General features: G+C 56.5%; 18 protein-coding genes. 11 read left to right on the top strand and 7 right to left on the bottom strand.

Annotated features, from left to right (window positions below; all coding sequences use genetic code 11):
- Positions 1-2: 2 nt before the first annotated feature.
- The 3 genes from K1718_RS08425 to K1718_RS08415 are packed head-to-tail and all read right to left on the bottom strand — an operon-like array spanning position 3 to position 1,552.
- Positions 3-263 carry a DUF6111 family protein gene (locus K1718_RS08425; RefSeq protein ID WP_152500513.1) on the bottom strand — a complete coding sequence of 87 codons (261 nt, stop codon included), beginning with the start codon at positions 261-263 and terminating at the stop codon, positions 3-5.
- Positions 263-913, bottom strand: a complete 651-nt coding sequence (locus K1718_RS08420; protein WP_265683749.1) for a CoA pyrophosphatase — start codon at positions 911-913, stop codon at positions 263-265. Before K1718_RS08420 ends, K1718_RS08425 begins: the two co-directional genes overlap by 1 nt.
- Positions 914-937: 24 nt before the next feature.
- On the bottom strand, positions 938-1,552 hold the full coding sequence (locus K1718_RS08415; protein WP_418068108.1) for a DUF1285 domain-containing protein: 615 nt from the start codon (positions 1,550-1,552) through the stop codon (positions 938-940).
- Positions 1,553-1,839: 287 nt separating this feature from the next.
- On the opposite strand from K1718_RS08415, the gene K1718_RS08410 reads away from it, so the two are divergent.
- The 4 genes from K1718_RS08410 to K1718_RS08395 are packed head-to-tail and all read left to right on the top strand — an operon-like array spanning position 1,840 to position 8,731.
- A complete protein-coding gene (locus K1718_RS08410; protein ID WP_152500510.1) occupies positions 1,840-2,859 on the top strand; it encodes an AAA family ATPase in 1,020 nt (339 codons plus the stop codon).
- Positions 2,860-2,892: 33 nt separating this feature from the next.
- Positions 2,893-3,816, top strand: coding sequence for a DUF58 domain-containing protein (locus K1718_RS08405; RefSeq protein ID WP_152500509.1), 924 nt, complete (start codon positions 2,893-2,895; stop codon positions 3,814-3,816).
- 3 nt (positions 3,817-3,819) lie between these two features.
- Positions 3,820-6,639 carry a DUF4159 domain-containing protein gene (locus tag K1718_RS08400; protein ID WP_265683745.1) on the top strand — a complete coding sequence of 940 codons (2,820 nt, stop codon included), beginning with the start codon at positions 3,820-3,822 and terminating at the stop codon, positions 6,637-6,639.
- A gap of 16 nt (positions 6,640-6,655) precedes the next feature.
- Positions 6,656-8,731 carry a hypothetical protein gene (locus tag K1718_RS08395; protein ID WP_265683743.1) on the top strand — a complete coding sequence of 692 codons (2,076 nt, stop codon included), beginning with the start codon at positions 6,656-6,658 and terminating at the stop codon, positions 8,729-8,731.
- On the opposite strand, the gene K1718_RS08390 is transcribed toward K1718_RS08395, so the two are convergent.
- On the bottom strand, positions 8,728-9,228 hold the full coding sequence (locus K1718_RS08390) for a GNAT family N-acetyltransferase (RefSeq protein WP_152500506.1): 501 nt from the start codon (positions 9,226-9,228) through the stop codon (positions 8,728-8,730). The two genes, K1718_RS08395 and K1718_RS08390, sit on opposite strands and share 4 nt — an antisense overlap.
- Positions 9,229-9,602: 374 nt before the next feature.
- Here K1718_RS08390 and K1718_RS08385 point away from each other — a divergent pair, with 374 nt between their 5' ends.
- Positions 9,603-10,577, top strand: coding sequence for a glutathione S-transferase family protein (locus K1718_RS08385; protein ID WP_152500505.1), 975 nt, complete (start codon positions 9,603-9,605; stop codon positions 10,575-10,577).
- Positions 10,578-10,603: 26 nt separating this feature from the next.
- Here K1718_RS08385 and K1718_RS08380 read toward each other — a convergent pair whose 3' ends face one another.
- Positions 10,604-11,089 carry an NUDIX domain-containing protein gene (locus K1718_RS08380; protein WP_265683740.1) on the bottom strand — a complete coding sequence of 162 codons (486 nt, stop codon included), beginning with the start codon at positions 11,087-11,089 and terminating at the stop codon, positions 10,604-10,606.
- 413 nt (positions 11,090-11,502) lie between these two features.
- On the opposite strand from K1718_RS08380, the gene K1718_RS08375 reads away from it, so the two are divergent.
- Positions 11,503-12,438, top strand: a complete 936-nt coding sequence (locus K1718_RS08375; RefSeq protein WP_265683738.1) for a metallophosphoesterase family protein — start codon at positions 11,503-11,505, stop codon at positions 12,436-12,438.
- A gap of 16 nt (positions 12,439-12,454) precedes the next feature.
- Here K1718_RS08375 and K1718_RS08370 read toward each other — a convergent pair whose 3' ends face one another.
- On the bottom strand, positions 12,455-13,036 hold the full coding sequence (locus tag K1718_RS08370) for a hypothetical protein (protein ID WP_152500502.1): 582 nt from the start codon (positions 13,034-13,036) through the stop codon (positions 12,455-12,457).
- 232 nt (positions 13,037-13,268) lie between these two features.
- On the opposite strand from K1718_RS08370, the gene mtnA reads away from it, so the two are divergent.
- Positions 13,269-14,375 carry an S-methyl-5-thioribose-1-phosphate isomerase gene (gene mtnA, locus K1718_RS08365; protein WP_265683736.1) on the top strand — a complete coding sequence of 369 codons (1,107 nt, stop codon included), beginning with the start codon at positions 13,269-13,271 and terminating at the stop codon, positions 14,373-14,375.
- A gap of 60 nt (positions 14,376-14,435) precedes the next feature.
- Here mtnA and K1718_RS08360 read toward each other — a convergent pair whose 3' ends face one another.
- Positions 14,436-15,047: a GNAT family N-acetyltransferase gene (locus tag K1718_RS08360; protein WP_265683734.1), complete on the bottom strand. Its 612-nt coding sequence runs from the start codon at positions 15,045-15,047 to the stop codon at positions 14,436-14,438.
- Between the two features lie 145 nt (positions 15,048-15,192).
- Here K1718_RS08360 and K1718_RS08355 point away from each other — a divergent pair, with 145 nt between their 5' ends.
- The 4 genes from K1718_RS08355 to K1718_RS08340 all read left to right on the top strand — a co-directional run bounded on the left by K1718_RS08355 (position 15,193) and on the right by K1718_RS08340 (position 19,163).
- Positions 15,193-15,468, top strand: coding sequence for a flagellar biosynthesis protein (locus K1718_RS08355; protein ID WP_152500499.1), 276 nt, complete (start codon positions 15,193-15,195; stop codon positions 15,466-15,468).
- Positions 15,469-15,719: 251 nt separating this feature from the next.
- Positions 15,720-16,415, top strand: coding sequence for a response regulator transcription factor (locus K1718_RS08350; protein WP_265683729.1), 696 nt, complete (start codon positions 15,720-15,722; stop codon positions 16,413-16,415).
- A gap of 62 nt (positions 16,416-16,477) precedes the next feature.
- Positions 16,478-17,977 carry a HAMP domain-containing sensor histidine kinase gene (locus K1718_RS08345; protein ID WP_265683727.1) on the top strand — a complete coding sequence of 500 codons (1,500 nt, stop codon included), beginning with the start codon at positions 16,478-16,480 and terminating at the stop codon, positions 17,975-17,977.
- 133 nt (positions 17,978-18,110) lie between these two features.
- Positions 18,111-19,163 carry a hypothetical protein gene (locus K1718_RS08340; RefSeq protein WP_265683725.1) on the top strand — a complete coding sequence of 351 codons (1,053 nt, stop codon included), beginning with the start codon at positions 18,111-18,113 and terminating at the stop codon, positions 19,161-19,163.
- The last annotated feature ends 30 nt before the right edge of the window (positions 19,164-19,193 follow it).

Here is a 19,193-nt window from a genome sequence, read left to right as displayed (position 1 = left end):
TTTCATTCATATCGGCCCGGAACAAATTGACCGTCACGCATTTCAGACGGCCTCCAACTGGTGCCTTCCGGTGCGCGATTGTAGGACGCCATGCCCACGAGACCGCCGACGACGAGAACCAGACCTGTCAGTGTCAGCCAGGCAATTGGCCCTTTCGACCAGTTGCCGGGTCGATCTTTTTTGTTGCTCAACCATAGCCACAATGCATAGGCGAAGAATGGCAACAGGAACAACAGAAGGTGGGTAAGAAAAACACGCAGCATTAGCCATAAACCGTTTCGTAAAGGGACCGGATGATACCGGCGGTAACACCCCAGATGTATCGTTCACCGTAAGGCATCTCGTAGAAATAGCGTCGTTTACCCTGCCACACGCGGCTTTGCTTGATGTGGTTGTCAGGATCCATCAGAAAACCGAATGGGACTTCGAAGACATCTTCGACTTCATCCGGATTTGCACGAAATGCAGCATCGGAGCCGATCAATCCGATCACGGGGACAACGCGGTAACCGGATCCGGTCAGATAGGGAGACAGCCGCCCGATCGGTGCGACGCGATCGGGTTTCAAGCCGATCTCCTCATCTGCTTCACGCAATGCTGCTTCAACTGGTCCGGCGTCGGTCGGATCGATTTTTCCACCCGGGAAGGCGACTTGACCTGCATGCGATTTCAGGTGCCCCGTACGCTGTGTCAGGACAACGCTCGGCCCGTCCTCGCGCGGCAAGATGCCGATCAGTACTGCAGCATCGCGCGGAGGTCCTTCCCAGCGGGCATAAGGCCCAAGATCAGGGTTCAGAACATGGTCACCAGTATCCTTGTCCGCGTTGTCACTCTCCGCGAGCGAAAGACGCTGCCGCAAGAGTTCGGTGACATCCGCACCGGGCAAAAATTGGTGCAAGGTGGAAGTGCTCATGCAGTCAGACAGTCCTTCTGCGGTTCAGTGCTCTTCGGTTTCACGCAGGAGGTCGGGCTCCACCGCAAAAAAAACACCTCCGCTCCAGATCCCCAGCTCCGTTTCAGTTTCACTGTCCCGTTCTTCCATCATTTCCGCCAGCTGATACATCAGCGCCCGTGTAAACAGCGCCTCCAGCCGGCCTCTGACATGTACATAGGGTTTTAAGCCGCCGCTGTCCGGTTCTTTTTCAAATCTCAAGGGATGGTCGGGCCCGGCCTCGACGAGATCACCGAGATTTGTCCGCAGCGTCAACACCTGGTTTTCACCCGTCCCTTCAACAGCCAACTCAACAGCCAGGAAGGGTGCATCCTCGACCGTGATACCGATCTTCTCAACTGGTGTGACAAGGTAGTGTTTGTCGTCTTCGTCCCGTCGTAGCACTGAGGCGAACAGCTTGACGAGCGCTTGCCGGCCAATGGGCGAACCGAGGTAAAACCACGTTCCATCCCGGGCAATGCGGATATCGAGATCACCGCAAAACGGCGGGTTCCACTTGTCGACCGGAGGTAAAGACCGGCCAGGCTTATCGGCTCGGCTCATCAAGGCTTTCAGTCCCTCAGGCATTGCCTGGCCAACAGTTTTTGTTCCATCCGCCATTTGCAAAAAGTCCTTGCAGCTGTCCTTCGACACACACCGGGATTTTTGACAATTCCCGATGACCTTTATTCGATCCAAGCCGGTTAAGCCGGGGAAGTAGTCACAAGCTTTTCCCCAGGCCAGGGAAAGAATCTTGGACCTTTCCACTGTATGGCGCACAATTGCGCCTTATCTACTCATTTATATGGTGTCAGACTGCTTGAGTCGCAGCAACTCCGGACGAATGAGCATTCATACCCGGCATGTTAATCGGCCGGAGTTTTAAAAAGTTACGGGAAAGGTGATTCATGAGCGTTGTTTCCCCCTCCAGCCCAACAGAAGCTGACCTCGCCGCGGTCGCGGAAAGCGCGGAGCGCGCGGTCAACCGCATCAGCGATGCAAAGGTTGATATCGCCCGCATCATTTTCGGCCAGGAGACAGTTGTTGAGCAATCGCTCGTCACCATTCTGGCCGGTGGACATGGTTTGCTGGTGGGTGTCCCGGGTTTGGCAAAAACCAAGCTGGTGGAAACACTTGGTACCGTTCTTGGCCTTGATGCCCGGCGTATCCAGTTCACCCCGGACCTGATGCCTTCTGATATTCTCGGCGCGGAGGTCATGGAACAAAGCAGTGATGGTGGCAGGTCCTTCCGCTTCATTCCAGGCCCTGTTTTTTCTCAGCTGCTGATGGCAGACGAAATCAACCGCGCTAGCCCCAGAACGCAATCCGCGCTTTTGCAGGCAATGCAGGAATATCATGTCACAGTGGCTGGTCACCCGCATGACCTGCCACGCCCTTTCCACGTACTGGCAACTCAGAACCCGCTTGAACAGGAAGGCACTTACCCACTGCCGGAAGCGCAGCTCGACCGGTTTCTGATGCAAATTGACGTGCACTATCCGGACCTGGATGCTGAGCGGCGTATTCTTCTGGAAACGACAGGCGCTGACCAGGCTGAAGCCCAGGTCGCCATGACATCGGAAGAGCTGATGGAATATCAGCAGCTCGTCAGGCGCATGCCCGTTGGGGAGTCAGTTGTAGAAGCAATTCTCAAACTGGTGCGGTCTGCCAGACCGGACGAGGGAACAGCCAATTCCGGTGTTACGGATTTGATCGCCTGGGGTCCCGGTCCGCGCGCCAGCCAGGCGCTCATGCTGACAGTTCGCGCAAGGGCACTTGTCGATGGTCGCCTCGCTCCCTCCGTTGACGATGTGTTGGCTCTTGCCGAACCGGTTCTGCAACACCGAATGGCTCTCACATTCGCAGCGCGGGCAGACGGACACACCGTCCGGGACGTCATTAGAAGGGTGAAGGAATCTATCACCTGATCTGACATGGTCTTTTTGAGGGAGCTGGACTGAATGGATTCCGGAAACAACACGGCAGGCATAGACCAGGCGACATGGCCGAACGTGATCGGCGAAGCCAGGTCTGTAGCCGATGCGTTACCGGATCTCCTTGTTGAAGCCAGCCATGTTGCAAGCTCGATCATCGCCGGCTGGCATGGTCGCCGCCGCGCTGGGCCGGGCGAAAGCTTCTGGCAATTTCGGCCCTTCAACATGGGCGAACCGGCAAAGCGGATTGATTGGCGCCGTTCTGCCCGGGACGATCATCTTTACGTGCGCGAACGCGAATGGGAGGCAGCCCATACTGTCTGGCTCTGGTCGGACCTCTCATCTTCCATGGTGTTTCGCTCGCGCCTTGCTGAAGTCACCAAACGCGACCGGGCAATCGTTTTGATGCTTGCCCTTGCCGACATGCTGGCCGAAACGGGCGAACGCATTGGCCTTCCCGGATTGACCCGGCCCTTTTCGGATCGTCGGGCCGCAGAGCGCCTGGCAGATGCACTCGCGCACTTGTCCAAACCTGTGGCACTTCCCGACACCATGTCGATCAAGAGATTTGCCGATGTGGTGCTGGTCTCAGATTTCCTCGATCCCATGGACGAGATTGCGGAATGGATAGCCAGGGTCGCCAGCACCGGCGCACGCGGGCATCTGGTTCAAGTGCTCGATCCGATTGAAGAGACCTTTCCATTCGATGGCAGGATTGAGTTTACCGATCCTGAGAAAGGCATCCGGCTGACCGCGGGACGTGCGGAAAACTGGCGCGAAGACTATCACAACCGGTTGGAAGCCCATCGGGCTGAAATTCGGGATATGGCGCGGCGGGCCGGATGGACCTATGTTCTACATCATACCGACCGGCCGGCATCCGAGCCTTTGCTGGTTTTGCACAGTGCGCTCTCAGGTGCGCTTGATGTGATGCAGAAAGGAGGCGTCTGAGCCGTGTTTGCAGGCCTGCCCCTGACGTTTACCGCACCGTGGATCCTGGCGGCCCTTGCCTTGCTGCCGGTCATCTGGTGGCTTTTGCGGCTCACGCCTCCGCGTCCGCGCGAGATCCAGTTTCCGCCCACTCGGCTCCTCTTGGATATTGATCAGCACGAGGAAACACCTCAGCGCAGCCCATGGTGGCTGACACTCCTGCGTTTGTTGCTGGCCGCGCTTTTGATCATCGCCCTCGCCGGTCCAATCTGGCGCTCATCAGAACCGGTTGCGACCGGAGACGGCGTCTTGTGGCTGCTGGTCGACAATGGCTGGACTTCAGCAAGCGGCTGGGATGCACAGGTGAGTGCAGCAGAACAGATCCTCAACACAGCATCTCAAGACGGCCAGCCTGTGCTTTTCGCGGCAACAGCTGAAGGACCGGGCCAGAGCTTCGTGCCGGAAGCAGCTGCAAGTGCACTTGAAAGGCTAAGGGCCTTGGAGCCCCGGCCCTACCCCCCAAGGCGCAGCGAACTGAGCATCGGCTTGCGAAAGTCCGCACAGGAGACACCGCCTGGCGCGGTGGTCTGGCTGTCCGACAACACGCACACCAATGGTGCGTTCTTGTCAGATCTTGCACAGATCATCGGCGCGGCCCCCGTGACGGTGATGTCCGGACTGGACACGCCAATGGGTCTGAAAGACCTTACCAACGATGCCGAAGCTCTTTCACTCAAGGTCATCAGGCACCCAGATCAGAAAGTGGGAGCCGCCACTGTTAGAGCGCTTGATCTCAAGGGACTGGTGCTTGGCGAAGTTCAGGCAACCTTCGATGCCGATGCGACGGAAACAGAGGCACGGTTTGAACTCCCAACGGAACTGCGCAACGACATTGCGCGTGTTGAGATTTCAGGCGAAGCGGCGGCTGGTGCTGTCCAGCTTGTAGATGACAGCTGGCGACGCCGGACGGTTGGTCTTATCTCGGGACAATCCGGCGACCTTGATCAGCCGTTGCTGTCACCCGTCTACTATCTGGAACGAGCGCTCGCACCCTTCTCGGACATTCGCCGCCCTCGTGACGCGGACATTGCAGAAGCCGTTCCAGGATTGATCGATCAGGGCATATCCGTGCTCGTTCTTGCAGATGTCGGCCGGCTCCCGGACACAACCGCCGACACATTGCGCGACTGGGTTCAAAACGGTGGAACACTGGTTCGCTTCGCTGGTCCGCGCACTGCAGGCGGCAGCGACGACCTGATCCCCGTCCGCCTTCGTGCCGGTGACAGATCGCTTGGCGGCTCACTCTCCTGGAAACAGCCTCAACACCTGGCAGCCTTCCCTGAAGGATCGCCGTTCTCGGGCCTCAAGGTGCCGGAAGAAGTCACCGTCACCCGGCAGGTTCTTGCTGAGCCGACGTCGGAACTTCCGGAAAGAACCTGGGCCATGCTGGAAGACGGCACACCGCTTGTGACAGCAGCTCCCATGGGAGCCGGCAGTGTCGTCCTTTTCCACGTCACCGCCGATTCAACGTGGTCGAACTTGCCCCTGTCGGGTGTCTTCCTGAACATGTTGCGCCGGATCCTGGCCGTGTCCAACGTGGCAGCCGCCTCGGAAACGGCAGAAGATGGACAACCCAGCCAGAGTGTTCTGCCTCCGCTGCGTCTTCTGGACGGGTTTGGCCGCTTCGGTCCGCCACCGGTTGAAGTCACACCGGTAAACAGCACGGTCTTCCGTGACGCACTGGCCAGCCGCCGCACGCCGCCCGGTCTCTACGGCACAGAGGATGGGTTCAGAGCACTCAATCTGCTGCAACGCGATGACAGCCTGGAAACGCTTGATTTGACGGCTCTTGGCGAACGAGCAGAAGCCGTGCCTTATCCTGCCTCCGACCCATTCGATCTGAGATCTCTTTTCTTTACACTGGTCTTTCTTCTCATGATCGTGGATGCGATTGCAGTTTTCCTTTTGGCAGGTGGGTTGGCTCGTGTTGGCTTGCGGAACCGAACCGCCAGCCTGGCGATCCTTGTGGCCCTTGCTGCGATCCCGTTGACGGGGATTGCGCCGCAAAACGCCCAGGCCCAGTCAACCTCATCTGAATTGCAGGCGCTTGAATCAACGCTTGATACCCGCCTTGCCTATGTTCTGACCGGCAATCCTGAAATTGATGACGCCAGCGCTGCGGGTCTCTCCGGACTGACGCAGTTTCTAGCAGAAAGAACAGCTCTGGAGCCTGGACCACCGGCGGCGGTGGATATCGCCCGCGACGAGCTGGCCTTTTATTCCCTGCTTTACTGGCCCATTGATCCGGCCATGGACAAGCCCGGCGACCAAACCATTGCACGCATTGATACTTTTATGCGCAATGGCGGCACGATCCTGTTCGACACCCGCGATCACATCAACGCTTCGACAACCGGCTTCGGGTCGACACCGGCGACGCTGAAGTTGCGGGAAATCTTGGAAGATCTGGACGTACCACCGCTTGAGCCGGTGCCACAGGACCATGTTCTGACCAAGGCTTTCTATCTGTTGGAAACGTTCCCTGGTCGTTACGCAACCAGTCCATTGTGGGTGGAAAGTCTTGAAGAAACCACGACCCGTGGCGACCGCCCTGTTCGGGCGGGTGACGGCGTTTCACCCATTCTGATCACCGGCAATGATTTCGCAGCCGCCTGGGCGATTTCGGACAGCGGAGAGTTCGTCTATCCGACGGTTCCCAACAATCCGATACAGCGCGATTATGCGTTCCGTTCGGGCGTGAACATCGTCATGTACAGCCTGACCGGCAACTACAAAGCCGATCAGGTTCACATCCCTGCTCTTCTAGAGCGGTTAGGACAATGAGGTCTCACGAGCGCTGATGGTCTGGTCACTCTCCTTCGACCCGCTTTTGCCCCTTTGGGCCCTGATTGCCGGTGCTGCCATTACACTGTTGCTCACAAGCCTTTCCGGCTTCTTGAGCCTGCGGGGTTGGTTCCTTCGGGGCCTTACGATGGCCTTGTTGCTGCTGGCGATTGCCAATCCGGCAATCGAGCGCGAAGACCGTGAGCCACTTTCCAGCGTGGTCGCCCTCGTCGTCGACAAAAGCCAAAGCCAACGTCTGGCCGAACGCGAGACAACAACGGACGAGACAGCGGCAGAAGTTCAAAGCCGTATCGAAGCCTTGAGTGGTTTTGACCTGCGCGTTCTGGAAGCCCGGAACTCAGGGGCAGGCAATGGCACGGAACTGTTCCAGACACTTTCCAACGGGTTGGCGGACGTTCCCCCTGAAAGGGTCGGCGGCGCAATCATCATCAGTGACGGGCAGATCCACGATCTGCCGGAAAGCGCAGCATCGCTCGGTTTTGACGCACCAGTCCACGGTCTGATCACCGGCACTGCCGATGAACGCGACCGCCGTATCGTTCTGGACAAGGCCCCCCGATTTGGTCTTGTGGGATCGGAGCAAACGGTCAGTTTGACGGTCGTGGATCAGGGACAAGGCACAGGGCCAGGTGACGCTGTACGCCTCACCGTCAAACGCGACGGCGACGTCATTACGGAAAGAACAGCCCGCACCGGCGAGAAAATCGATATCCCCGTCGGGATCGCCCATGGAGGCGACAATATCTTCGAATTCGAGGCAGAGCCACTTACTGACGAATTGACCACGCTGAACAACAGGGCGGTGGTGACGATTGACGGCATTCGGGAAAACCTGCGCGTCTTGTTGGTCTCCGGGTCGCCTCATGCTGGAGAACGCACATGGCGAAACCTGTTGAAGTCGGACGCCTCGGTTGATCTGGTTCATTTCACCATCCTGCGGCCGCCTGAAAAACAGGATGGTACCCCCATCAATCAGTTGTCGCTGATAGCCTTTCCCACCCGAGAGCTGTTCTCCGTCAAGATCGACGAGTTCGATCTGATTATATTCGACCGCTATGTCCGGCGCGGCGTGTTGCCGATGCTCTATTTCGACAACATTGCCCGCTATGTTCAAGATGGTGGCGCGGTGCTTCTGGCTGGCGGACCGGATTATGCGGAAGGCGGAAGCCTCTACCGCACACCGCTTGCGCCAATTCTGCCCGCCCGTCCGACGGGAACCGTTTTGGAGCAGCCCTATCACGCAACGCTGGCCGAACTGGGCGAACGGCACCCGGTCACGCGCGGTTTGCCAGGCTCGGAGCAGGATCCGCCGGACTGGAGCCGCTGGTTCCGTGCAGTCGATACCGAACTCGACAAGGGCCAAACCCTGATGTCCGGTCCAAGCGACACACCGCTGCTGGTATTGAACCGGGAAGGCGAGGGCCGTGTCGCCATGCTGCTCTCCGATCACGTTTGGCTATGGGCGCGCGGTTTTGAGGGTGGCGGACCGCATGTGCCACTGTTGCGCCGCTTGGCCCATTGGCTGATGCAGGAACCGGACCTTGAGGAAGAAGCTCTTAGCGTTTCCATGCGCGGTTCTGAACTGACTGTCGAGCGACAGACCTTGGGTGAGAGCGTCAGCAATGCCACAATCGTCACCCCGACGGGTGAACAATCCGATATCACATTGACGGAACAACAACCCGGCCTTTGGACTGGAAGCCTTCCGGTAACTGAAACTGGCCTCTTCACCGTAACTGAGGGGGACATGAGCACCCTCATCCATGTCGGACCGCAGAACCCGCGCGAATACACCGACGTGCTGTCGACCGCCGATTTGCTTGATCCGATCAGTGAAGCCACCGGTGGTGCAACGCAGAGGCTGCGGGATATTGGCGGCGATCTTGATGTTCCGCGTGTGGTCTCCATGCAGCAGTCAGCCAGCTATGCCGGCAATGGCTGGATAGGCCTGAAGACCACAGAAGCCAGCGTTCTAAATGGAGTGGATCACTATCCGCTCCTGATCGGCCTGCTGGGCCTGGCGGTGCTTCTGGGCGCTATTTCACTGACCTGGTATCGCGAGGGCCGCTAAGGTTCCTGGCCACCACGCACACCGCCATTGGGCATGTCGCCGTCGTTCAGTAGCGCGACCAACAGCCGCGCAGGGTCGACAGGTCCAGGCAGTGTCACGCGACCGAACGGGACCTGCTGAAATCCGAATGGGCTGTAATAGGGTGCGTCTCCGACAAGAAGAACCACTCTGTCACCCGCCGCGGCAGCAGCGTCCATTGCCGTGCGCATGAGTGACTTGCCCAGTCCTCTGTTCTTGAAATCCGGAGAGACCGTCAACGGCCCAAGCAGGAGCGCATCGGCGTCGCCGATTAGAACGGGTGACAACCTGATGGATCCAGCCACTTGCGACCCGGCAACCCCCACAAAGCTGAGATCTGGCCGATGCGGCACGCCTTCGCGAATCCGGAACGCGGTTCGTGCAAACCGACCTGGACCGAAGGCTTCGGCCTGCAGTGCTTCAATAGCGTCGTTGTCTGTGATGTCTTCGGGCCGAATGACCCACGGTGTCTGTTTCATGAATTGGTTCCCGGCGGGCAATCTTGCAGGAAAGCACAGCTGCCAGAAACCGGTCTATCAATCTTTCTTGGAAAACCCGGGATCTGGTCAGACGCGACGAAGCGGACGAGAGATTTCTCGTCGGATGGTTCGTCGTCGAAGTGTCAGACCTGTGGTCATTGATCCCAGTCTCGCCATGCGCCTTTCCACCATTGCGGGGACGGCTGCAAATTCATGGAGGAAAGCGGTTAGCACGCAAGCCCTTCCCGGTCCAGTGCTTTTTGCCGTTCATAGAAGCAGTAGATTGTTCACGCTTTCCGAACACAGCATTCAGCCGATTGATTTTGCGGTCGGACACACGACTTAATCCAGCAGCGAAAACAAAGGAGATGGACATGGGTTTGCTGGTTGACGGCGTCTGGACAGATCAGTGGTACGACACGAAATCGACCGGTGGCCGGTTCGTTCGCAAGGATGCTTCATTTCGAAACTGGATCACACCGGACGGTGCTGCCGGTTCTTCGGGCAAAGGCGGCTTCAAAGCTGAAGCAGGCCGCTATCATCTGTTTGTTTCCTATGCCTGTCCGTGGGCACATCGCGCTATGGTGTTCCGCAAGCTGAAGGGTCTGGAAGACCTTATCTCGCTCTCCGCCGTTCAACCCTTGATGCTGGAAAACGGCTGGGAATTTGCCGAGACCGAACCGGTGGCTGGTGCGAAATACGCCTGGAACATCTATGCCAAAGCTGACCCTTCCTATACCGGTCGCGCAACAGTGCCAATTCTTTGGGACAAGCACCAGAACACGATCGTCAGCAACGAGTCTTCGGAAATCATTCGAATGTTCAACTCCGCGTTCGATGATTTGACCGGGTCGAAACTTGATTTTTACCCCGCCGCGCTTCGCATCGAGATCGACGAGGTCAACGAGCGGATCTACCACACACTAAACAATGGTGTTTACAAGTCCGGCTTCGCCACGACACAGGAAGCCTATGAAGAGGCCGTAACAGCATTGTTCGATACGTTGGACTTCCTGGAAGACCGCCTTTCGACACGTCGCTACTTGGCCGGCGAACAATTGACGGAAGCCGATTGGCGCTTGTTCACCACTCTGGTGCGTTTCGATGCCGTCTATGTCGGCCATTTCAAATGCAACATCAGACGCATTGCCGACTATCCAAACCTGTCCAACTATCTTCTGGAGCTCTACCAGGTGCCTGGAGTTGCTGAAACCGTCGACATGCCGACGATCAAGCAACACTATTACGGTTCACATGAGAGTGTGAACCCAACCAGAATTGTCCCCGTCGGCCCGGACCTCGATTTTCTGGCGCCGCACAATCGCGACAGGTTGAAGGCTGCGGCCTGACGCAGTGCGAAAAGCGCTACCTGGTTTCACCAACGGCTGCCGGCGGTTCCTTCGCCGGCCAGCCATTCTTCGACACGTCGAACGGTTGCCGAGGTGACACCAGACGGAAGGTTCCCTGGCGCGAAAAAAGCTGCTTCAACGATCTCAGCGTTGGGGCTCAGGTAGTTTTCTGCCTCGGTCCATTCCGAAACAAGAAAAAGTCCCACATGGTCCCTGCCTGTTGCTTCTTCGTTGAGATAGACATTCATCAAGACAGGTTCACCTGAGGTCGAGATACCGGCCTCCTCAAGCACCTCGCGGCAGGCCGCCTCGACCATTGTTTCGCCCCGGTCGACGCCACCGCCAGGCAAATACCACCCTTCCAGATAGCTGTGTCGGACCAACAAGATCCTGTCCTTCGCATCAAGGACCAGTACCCGCACGCCGAGCGTATAGGGATTTCGGACGAGCCCCAGTCCCTGGATCATTCGCTTGGTCCAGTTTGAAGGCAGATAGGAAAGGACCTTCAGCATTCAATGCGGGCCCTCACCGGGCCAGCCAGAATCCGGCATCCAGCTTTGCGAACCATGCAGTTACCCCCTGTTAACCCATGCATTGCGTGCAAGGCAGCCCAGCCAGAATAACGCTCCTCATCGCGACTGCGAATGCCTATATATCAGGCAACATGATGATTTCGAAGGCAGCGCAATTCAGGCTGTCTGACCCCTGAAGGATACTCCGATGTTGAACGCTCTTTTCAGCAAACGCCGCCGTCGTCATTCCCACTATCAGTGGAAACCGGCTGTTGATCTCAGCAACCCCCGCGTTGTTGCTGCTCTGACGACGTTCGCGAGCAACTGATCAGCGACAGAAAAATCTGCCATTTTGAAAGAGGCGCTGCGTTATTTGCTTGACGCAGCGCCTTTTGCTTTGAAGATGCGCGCCCATGTCGCAATTCACGCTTGCCCACATCTCGGATCCGCATCTTGGACCTCTTCCGGATCCCAAGTTGCTCCAGCTTTTTTCCAAACGCATTCTTGGGTACCTGAACTGGCACCGGAACCGGTCCAAAATCATGGGTGCCAATTATCTGGAACAGCTTGTTGCGGACATGAAGGCGCAGGCACCTGACCACATTGCGGTCACTGGTGATCTGGTCAATATCGCGCTGCCGCTGGAGATAACCGGGGCACGGGCCTGGCTGGAAGAGATCGGCGAGCCGACAAACGTATCAGTCGTTCCCGGCAACCACGACGCTTATGTTCCCGGTGCATTTCGCAAGGCCCGAATGGCCTGGTGGCCCTATATGTGCGGTGATCAGGCAACCGCAGAGCCCGATCCGTCAGCAAAGTCCGGGGCAACCTTTCCCTATGTTCGCAAACGTGGCGATATCGCGCTCATAGGTGTCACAACCGGACGAGCCAGCGCACCTTGGTTTGCAACAGGCAGAGTGGGCAGCGCCCAGAGCAAGCGACTGAGAACCATTTTGGAAGAACTCGGCCGCGAGCGCTTGTTTCGGATCGTCATGCTGCACCACCCGCCCTTCAAACATGCCACCCGTTGGCACAAAAGACTGTCAGATGCGTCTCGCGTGCGTGCGGTCGTCAAGAGAGCCGGGGCTGAACTCATCCTGCACGGCCATACTCATATCGACAGTTTTGAAGAGATCGACGGCCCACATGGGCCCGTTCCGGTCGTCGGTGTTCCCTCAGCGACCAGCGCTCCGGGAGGCAAGAGCCGACCGGCACGGTACAATTTGTTCACGATCGAAAAAGGTAATGAAGGCTGGTCTTGCCGGATGGAGGAACATGGTTTCGATGTTCCCCACGAGCCGGTAAGCCTACTCGAACAAAGAGACATTTCGATTCCCGTTGCCCGATAGACCAAACGTTTCGGACTCAAAGAGGATTGGCAAACCAGGCGAACGCGACCAGCCCGATCACGCCGGCGGCAAGACCAATTCCAAATGCTCCAATGACGGACAGCCAGGGTGTGCTGCTTTCCTTGACGCGCACCACTTTTGAATCGAGCGCCACCTGGCGCAAGCGATTGTTGAGCCAGTCGCCTTCAAGTGCCTTTTCCCGTTCAAGCACCCGCTCGGCGATGTACTCCGTCAGGCAATCCGCCATGTCATCGATATTGGCCGTTTCCAGAATAACCACCCTGCCCAGACGGGTATCTTTCAAAAAACGATAGGTACGGCGATCACCGCCAACCACGACATGACTTGTTGCATCGATCCACAAACGCGGTGTTGAGCCTGAAATGATCTGTAGCGAAAACTGGTCGTCGTCCTCCGGGATTTCCTTGAAGACGTCCTTGAGTTCATCGGCCAGCATATCAAGCCGGGCCCGCTCGGTTTCCTGCAGCTCAACCACCACATCGGACCGCTCGACTTCACCGAGCTGAACTTTCCGGATAGCATCGCGTAATGAGCGCATGCGTGTATGTGGAACAACGTTATCCTGCATTTCAGACATGAGGCGCCTGACTCCGTGCTTCTGCCGATTGGTGAATCAAGTCTTAACCGACTCATTTCGGAGCGAAACAGCCTTGACGCCGTTACCACCAGCTATCCACCGGCATTGATCTGAACATGGTTAACAAAGCTTAAGGGATTTTTAACCCTGACGCCAGCAAGCCCATGCTGGCGTGTGGCATGTTCATGGGTTATGCAAAAACAATCCGCACCAGGTTCAAGGAGACGTTGCGATGAATGTGGACGGCAAGAAGTATCGCACCATCTGGCTTGCAGCAGACGGTGCGTCGGTCGAAATCATCGACCAGACAAAGTTTCCATACGCATTTGAAATCGTGAAACTGCACACGATGGAGGATGCCGCACATGCGATCCGCGTGATGCAGGTGCGTGGCGCTCCCCTGATCGGCGCAACTGCTGCCTATGGCGTAGCATTGGCCATGCGCGCGGATCCGTCTGATGATGCCTTGCACGCGGCCTGTTTCGCCCTGCTGGAAACACGTCCGACCGCGGTCAATCTCCATTGGGCACTCGACCGTGCTCGCAAAACTCTCATTCAGGTCGCTCCGGAAATACGCACCGAGGCAGCCTTTACGCTGGCGAACGACATCTGCGATGAGGACATTGCCATCAACATGGCAATCGGCATGCATGGCATGGAATTGATCGCGGCCATTGCAAGGACCAAACGTGAAGGCGAGCCAGTCAACATCTTGACGCATTGCAATGCCGGCTGGCTGGCAACGGTCGACTGGGGAACGGCAACAGCCCCTGTCTATATGTCTCACGACAGCGACATACCGGTCCATGTGTGGGTGGACGAGACCCGGCCCAGAAACCAGGGAGCTTTTTTGACCGCTTGGGAACTAGGCCATCACGGCGTGCCGCATACCGTGATTGTCGACAATGCAGGCGGCCACTTGATGCAGCATGGCGAGGTCGACATTGTTATCACCGGTACAGACCGCACGACAGCCACCGGAGATGTTTGCAACAAGATCGGCACCTATCTCAAGGCGCTCGCAGCCAAGGACAACAATGTGCCCTTCTTTGTTGCCCTTCCCTCACCGACCATCGATTTTTCGCTTTCCGATGGCGTTCGGGAAATTCCAATCGAAGAACGCGGTGGCAACGAAGTCAGCCAGATAACCGGCCGCACTGAAGGTGGTTCGATCGAGACGATCAACATCGTTGCCGATGGCTCTGCAGTCGGCAATCCGGCTTTCGATGTGACCCCTGCACGTCTTGTCACCGGGTTGATCACGGAAAGAGGTGTGCTCGATGCCAACCGCCAGTCGATCGCCAATGCCTTCCCGGAACGCGTCAAGGTCAGCGCGTGATCCGCTCAAGTTCGAGAGCGCGCCGAAGTGGCAGAACCATCAGGTACGAGAATCGAAGCGCTAACCGATAACCGGAATATGCGGCGCTCTTTCTTTGCCGTGAAGACCCAGAAGCCTTGGATCGTCGGCAATCTCGACAGCACGCTTGTAGGGCCTGTAACCGCAGGACATATAAAATTTCAGCGCCTGCGGACTGTCACCCGTACATGTGTGGAGCCAAAGACGTTTGGTCTGCGGCCGTGCCCAGGCCATTTCGACAGCTTGCGCCATGAGCCAGCGCCCTGCCCCCCCGCCAATTGCTTCTGGCACCAGGCCAAAATAGGCAACTTCCGGCTCTTCGGGATTGGCAAAGTCAAGCTCCAGAGTGCCGATTGGCTTTCCATTTCTAAGTGGCAAGTAGTTTTCCCGCGTCGGCTCACCGAGCATGTCACTTAAAGTGGCATCGTCATAAACAAGACGTCCGAACCAGATCCAGTCTTCACCGACCTGCCGAAACAGAGCGCGATAATCATCTAAATCAGGAGCAGCCCACCGCTCCAACGCAATATCGTCTCGAGGTGCCGCAATGGGCTTTTCCGGTGCACGAAGCATTTCCAGATAGGTGACGATAAAAGCGATCTTTCCATCAGGCACATCCGTATAGCCATCCACATCGAGCACTTTGGTGGTCATTTTCCCTCCAGGAAACCGTGTCTTCAGTTCGCAAATAGCAGTTGGAAGCCCCCTCACCAAGGGGTCAATTCGCGTATTGCGACGAGTTAACCGGCTGTTAACCAAGACTTGAGACCTTGGCGGGGTATCCAGGAAAGATGCGAAGATGCCCAAGGTCGGAAACTACGTCCAGCGCGACTATCACAACAAGTTCCGTTCACAACGGAAATCGACTTGGTCTGACTACAACAAGGCCTGGGCCAAACGACGCCAGGCATCCACTCAAAAAATGCAGGAACTTCGCAACCTTGCCAGCAACTTCACCAACATCGGTGTTCAGGCGAGCCAGGCAAACACTGTTTTCCTGATGCAAAACCAGGGTCAGGGCACGGCCTATGCGAGCCCCACTGCGGTCATGTCCCGCATCAACGTGATTGTCTGACTCAAAACCTGACGCCACCGTAATTGCCGATAGACCTTAATACTGTCGCATGTGACGACAGTCGTTGTGGCTCGATCAGGCTTCATCCCGTGGACGTGCACTGCTTTTCATCAAAGCTGTCTTGACCCACAATCAATTGCTGCAATCTTGAGAATTCGCTCACCAGCCGCCAGGCCTGATTCTAGTCAAAATTGTGTATAACTAAATTGCCACGTCCCTCGATTTCAGAACAGGGACCAACGAGTTGCGCCATGAAACCAAACATTCTGATCGTGGATGACGACGCACATTTACGTGGCATCGTCCGGATCGCCGCGGAAAACGCCGGGATGTCCACTGCCGAGGCCTCAAGCGGGCAACACGCGCTCGACATCATGCAGCAACAAATGCCGGACCTCGTCATTCTGGATGTCGGCATGCCGGTCATGAACGGCTTTGATTGTTGCAGGCACATTCGAAGTTTGTCGCGTGTGCCAATCCTGTTTCTGACCGCTCGCGATGAAGAAGTTGATCGTGTGGTTGGTTTCGAACTTGGGGCCGACGACTATGTTTCAAAACCCTTTTCTCCACGCGAACTCGTCTTGCGGATCAAAGCCATCCTTGGCCGCGGCAAAGGAACGGATGAGGACTTGCTGCAACACGGAGACTTACAACTCGACACGCGGGCACATCAGTGCCACCTCGGATCCAAAGAGTTGCCGCTGACCGCAACGGAATTCGCCTTGCTGACAACGCTCTTGCATCAACCGGACAAGATGCTCGACCGAAACACGTTGATTGAAGGAATATATGGCCGCAACAGCGCTCTGTCGGGTCGGACAATCGACAGCCACGTGCGCAATGTCAGAGCTAAGGCGGCTTCGCTCGATTGTCCTGATTTCATAAGGACAGTCCGCGGTGCCGGGCTGCGTCTTGGAACTTGCAGACTGGAGCAAGACACGCAGTGAGCGGGCGAGTTCAGAGATGGCAACCGCCCGTGTCATTCATGGTGCTGGTGGTCTGCTGTGTAATGTTTGCAGTGCCCGTGAGTGCAATCCTGATCCTGAAACTGGGGGTCAACCGCTTCATTCATGAGACCGAACAATCACTTATCCAACAAGGGGCAATCTACTCCAGCGCCTACGCTGCTGCGTTCGAGGCAGCGACACGCGAGACCGGCGGTGAAAAAATGCCCGGCTACTATCTGCCCCCCCAAAAACGGGTTTTCTGGAACGCGAGCGCAAGAACATTTCGGCCGTTGCTGGACCTGCGACAGGATAAGGTCCTCCCGGTTCGACCTGGCGCAAAACCAGTTTCGCTTGCTCCTGAGCACAGACACCGGGCAATAGCACCAGATCTTGAGCTTTTGTCAAAACGAGCTGGTCGCACAACGCTTTCAAACGTCTTGTTTCTCGATCACAAAGGCCGGGACCTTCATGCGGGCACTCCGGAAGGTTTTGCGGAGTTGCCCGAGGTCAACAAGGCTCTCAACGGCGGAATAGGCGCAGTACTGAGGTGGCGCAGTGGAGCTGAAAGGTCATCTTCCTTCATCCGACTGAATCGAGGAACCGGATTCAGGGTGTTTGTCGCCTATCCGGTGATCAGCGAAAATCGCGTGATCGGGGCTGTTTATCTCTCCCGAACACCCGACGAGCTGGGCACTTATCTTTCTGAGGAGTGGCTCTCAGTCATTGTCGTCGCAGCTGTGACCGCTATTGGCGCTACCCTTCTAGGTGTTTTGCTTGTTCGGCAGATTTCCAGGCCCATCATGGATCTACGAAACCGGGCACGCGCTCTGGCAAGGGGCGACCTGGAAAACCTGGACCACTTGCAGCACTACGGAACCCGCGAACTGGCGCAGCTCGGTGACGCCGTCGTTTCAATGGCAAGGACCCTTTCGGAGCGATCGACAGAAATCAGCACCTACACGACACATGTCACACATGAACTGAAGGCACCAGTGACTGCCATAATTTCTGCTTCCGAACTACTCGAAGAAAGCTCCCTGCCCGACGCCTCACGCAGGCAACTTCTTGAAACCCTGAAAGCCCAGGGGCAGCGAATGGAAAGGTTGTTAAATCAGCTTCGGGACATAACAAGACTGCGTCAACAAATGAGGGGCTCGCCTGCAAAATTGGCAGACATGCTGCCGGCGCCATCCGATTTGCATATCATCGCGACACCGGATGATGCCATCCTGCCGCTTTCTCTCCGACACGGGCAGACGGTTTTTGCACATCTTGTACAAAACGCAGTCGGCCATGGCGCCGGCCAGATCAGGATTGGCTGGCAGGACAATGTGCTTGAGATCCTGGACAATGGCGAAGGAATTGAAGACAAGGATATGAGCCGGCTAACCGAGCCCTTTTATACGACCCGGCGCGATAGCGGTGGGACCGGTCTCGGCCTCTCGGTTGTGAATGCCATTCTTGAGCGATATGGCACTCGGATTGAGGCGGCACCGTCACCGGAAGGCGCGCTCTTCCGGATTGCATTTCCCGTTGACAGTCAGCCTGAGAGACAACCCTGAACCTGACCTCATACCTGCACCAAATCTGCACCTGACATGCGCAACAGCAGGGCCGTAGTCCTAGACATCGTGGGTATTGTCCAAAGCGTCAAAATCACGCTCCAAGCACGATAATCCACGCAAGGCAAACTTCATGAACGCTCAGTTTTCTACAGCCGCGATTGCAATCGCGAGTCTTTTCATTGGCACCACGATCAGTCAGGCATCGGACAATCCCAGTGAAAAATATTTGAATGCCCACAAGGAGTATTCAGCCGCTTCTTGTCCGCTTGAAGCCGACAACATCACGCATTTCGTCTATTTCGCACGCGACCGTGCTTCGATCCGGGATCATCCCCTCTTGAAGAATGACCGGCTTTCCGGAGCGCAAATCATGTATTCCTGGAGACAGCTGGAACCTTCACAGGGGCGATATGATTTCTCAGCAATAGAAGACGACCTCGTCTATTTGGCCGCCCATGGGAAAAAACTCTTCGTACAATTACAGGACGCTTCGTTTTCACCTCATTTCAAGCCTGTTCCAAACTATCTGCTGTCTTCCCGATATGATGGTGGTGTTTCACCTCAATATACAGACGACGGCGAACTGGAAGGATGGGTTGCAAAACGCTGGAACAATTCCGTGCAGGGTCGTTTTGCAGCGCTCTTGAAAGCGCTCGGTGAAGAGTTTGACGGCGAGATCGAGGGGCTAAATCTTCAGGAAACCGCAATCGGCATCAGTTCTGAGACAGATCCTTCGTTTTCCTCCTCTGTCTACGCGAGTAGCGTGAAAACCAATATGCGCGCTTTAAAATCGGCCTTTCGAACGTCCACCGTGATGCTCTATGCCAACTTCATGCCCGGTGAGTGGCGCCCATGGGAGGACCAGGGATACTTGAGCGGGCTTTACGAATTTGGCGAAGAAACGGGAGTTGGTCTTGGTGGCCCGGATCTGATCTACACCCGGAAGGGTCAGTTGAACCATGCCTTGGCGATGATGCACGAACGGTCCTATTCAGCCCCTCTTGGGATTGCGGTCCAGGACGGTAACTACATCGGCGAAACGAATACGCTGAAAGTTCTCCATGAGCGAAAAAACATAGTTCCCGTCCTCCATGCCTTCGCGAAGGATTTCCTGAAAGTCGACTATATGTTCTGGAGAAATCAGAAACCCTATTTTGAAGAGGATCTTCTTCCCTGTCTCTGACAGGCCTGATCAAACCCAGGCAGTTCTTGA

It is taken from the genome of Roseibium porphyridii (assembly GCF_026191725.2).
In the GTDB taxonomy this organism is placed as follows: domain Bacteria; phylum Pseudomonadota; class Alphaproteobacteria; order Rhizobiales; family Stappiaceae; genus Roseibium; species Roseibium porphyridii.
The sequence above is the reverse complement of the archived record's forward strand: the minus strand, read 5'-3'. Positions and strand labels throughout refer to the sequence as shown.

Coding starts and splice junctions, on each gene's coding strand:
- K1718_RS08375 (WP_265683738.1), top strand. CDS start 11,503: ATGTCGCAATTCACGCTTGCCCACATCTCGGATCCGCATCTTGGACCT.
- K1718_RS08410 (WP_152500510.1), top strand. CDS start 1,840: ATGAGCGTTGTTTCCCCCTCCAGCCCAACAGAAGCTGACCTCGCCGCG.
- K1718_RS08355 (WP_152500499.1), top strand. CDS start 15,193: ATGCCCAAGGTCGGAAACTACGTCCAGCGCGACTATCACAACAAGTTC.
- K1718_RS08405 (WP_152500509.1), top strand. CDS start 2,893: ATGGATTCCGGAAACAACACGGCAGGCATAGACCAGGCGACATGGCCG.
- K1718_RS08415 (WP_418068108.1), bottom strand. CDS start 1,552: ATGGCGGATGGAACAAAAACTGTTGGCCAGGCAATGCCTGAGGGACTG.
- K1718_RS08345 (WP_265683727.1), top strand. CDS start 16,478: ATGTTTGCAGTGCCCGTGAGTGCAATCCTGATCCTGAAACTGGGGGTC.
- K1718_RS08385 (WP_152500505.1), top strand. CDS start 9,603: ATGGGTTTGCTGGTTGACGGCGTCTGGACAGATCAGTGGTACGACACG.
- mtnA (WP_265683736.1), top strand. CDS start 13,269: ATGAATGTGGACGGCAAGAAGTATCGCACCATCTGGCTTGCAGCAGAC.
- K1718_RS08425 (WP_152500513.1), bottom strand. CDS start 263: ATGCTGCGTGTTTTTCTTACCCACCTTCTGTTGTTCCTGTTGCCATTC.
- K1718_RS08390 (WP_152500506.1), bottom strand. CDS start 9,228: ATGAAACAGACACCGTGGGTCATTCGGCCCGAAGACATCACAGACAAC.
- K1718_RS08420 (WP_265683749.1), bottom strand. CDS start 913: ATGAGCACTTCCACCTTGCACCAATTTTTGCCCGGTGCGGATGTCACC.
- K1718_RS08380 (WP_265683740.1), bottom strand. CDS start 11,089: ATGCTGAAGGTCCTTTCCTATCTGCCTTCAAACTGGACCAAGCGAATG.
- K1718_RS08395 (WP_265683743.1), top strand. CDS start 6,656: ATGGTCTGGTCACTCTCCTTCGACCCGCTTTTGCCCCTTTGGGCCCTG.
- K1718_RS08340 (WP_265683725.1), top strand. CDS start 18,111: ATGAACGCTCAGTTTTCTACAGCCGCGATTGCAATCGCGAGTCTTTTC.
- K1718_RS08370 (WP_152500502.1), bottom strand. CDS start 13,036: ATGTCTGAAATGCAGGATAACGTTGTTCCACATACACGCATGCGCTCA.
- K1718_RS08360 (WP_265683734.1), bottom strand. CDS start 15,047: ATGACCACCAAAGTGCTCGATGTGGATGGCTATACGGATGTGCCTGAT.
- K1718_RS08350 (WP_265683729.1), top strand. CDS start 15,720: ATGAAACCAAACATTCTGATCGTGGATGACGACGCACATTTACGTGGC.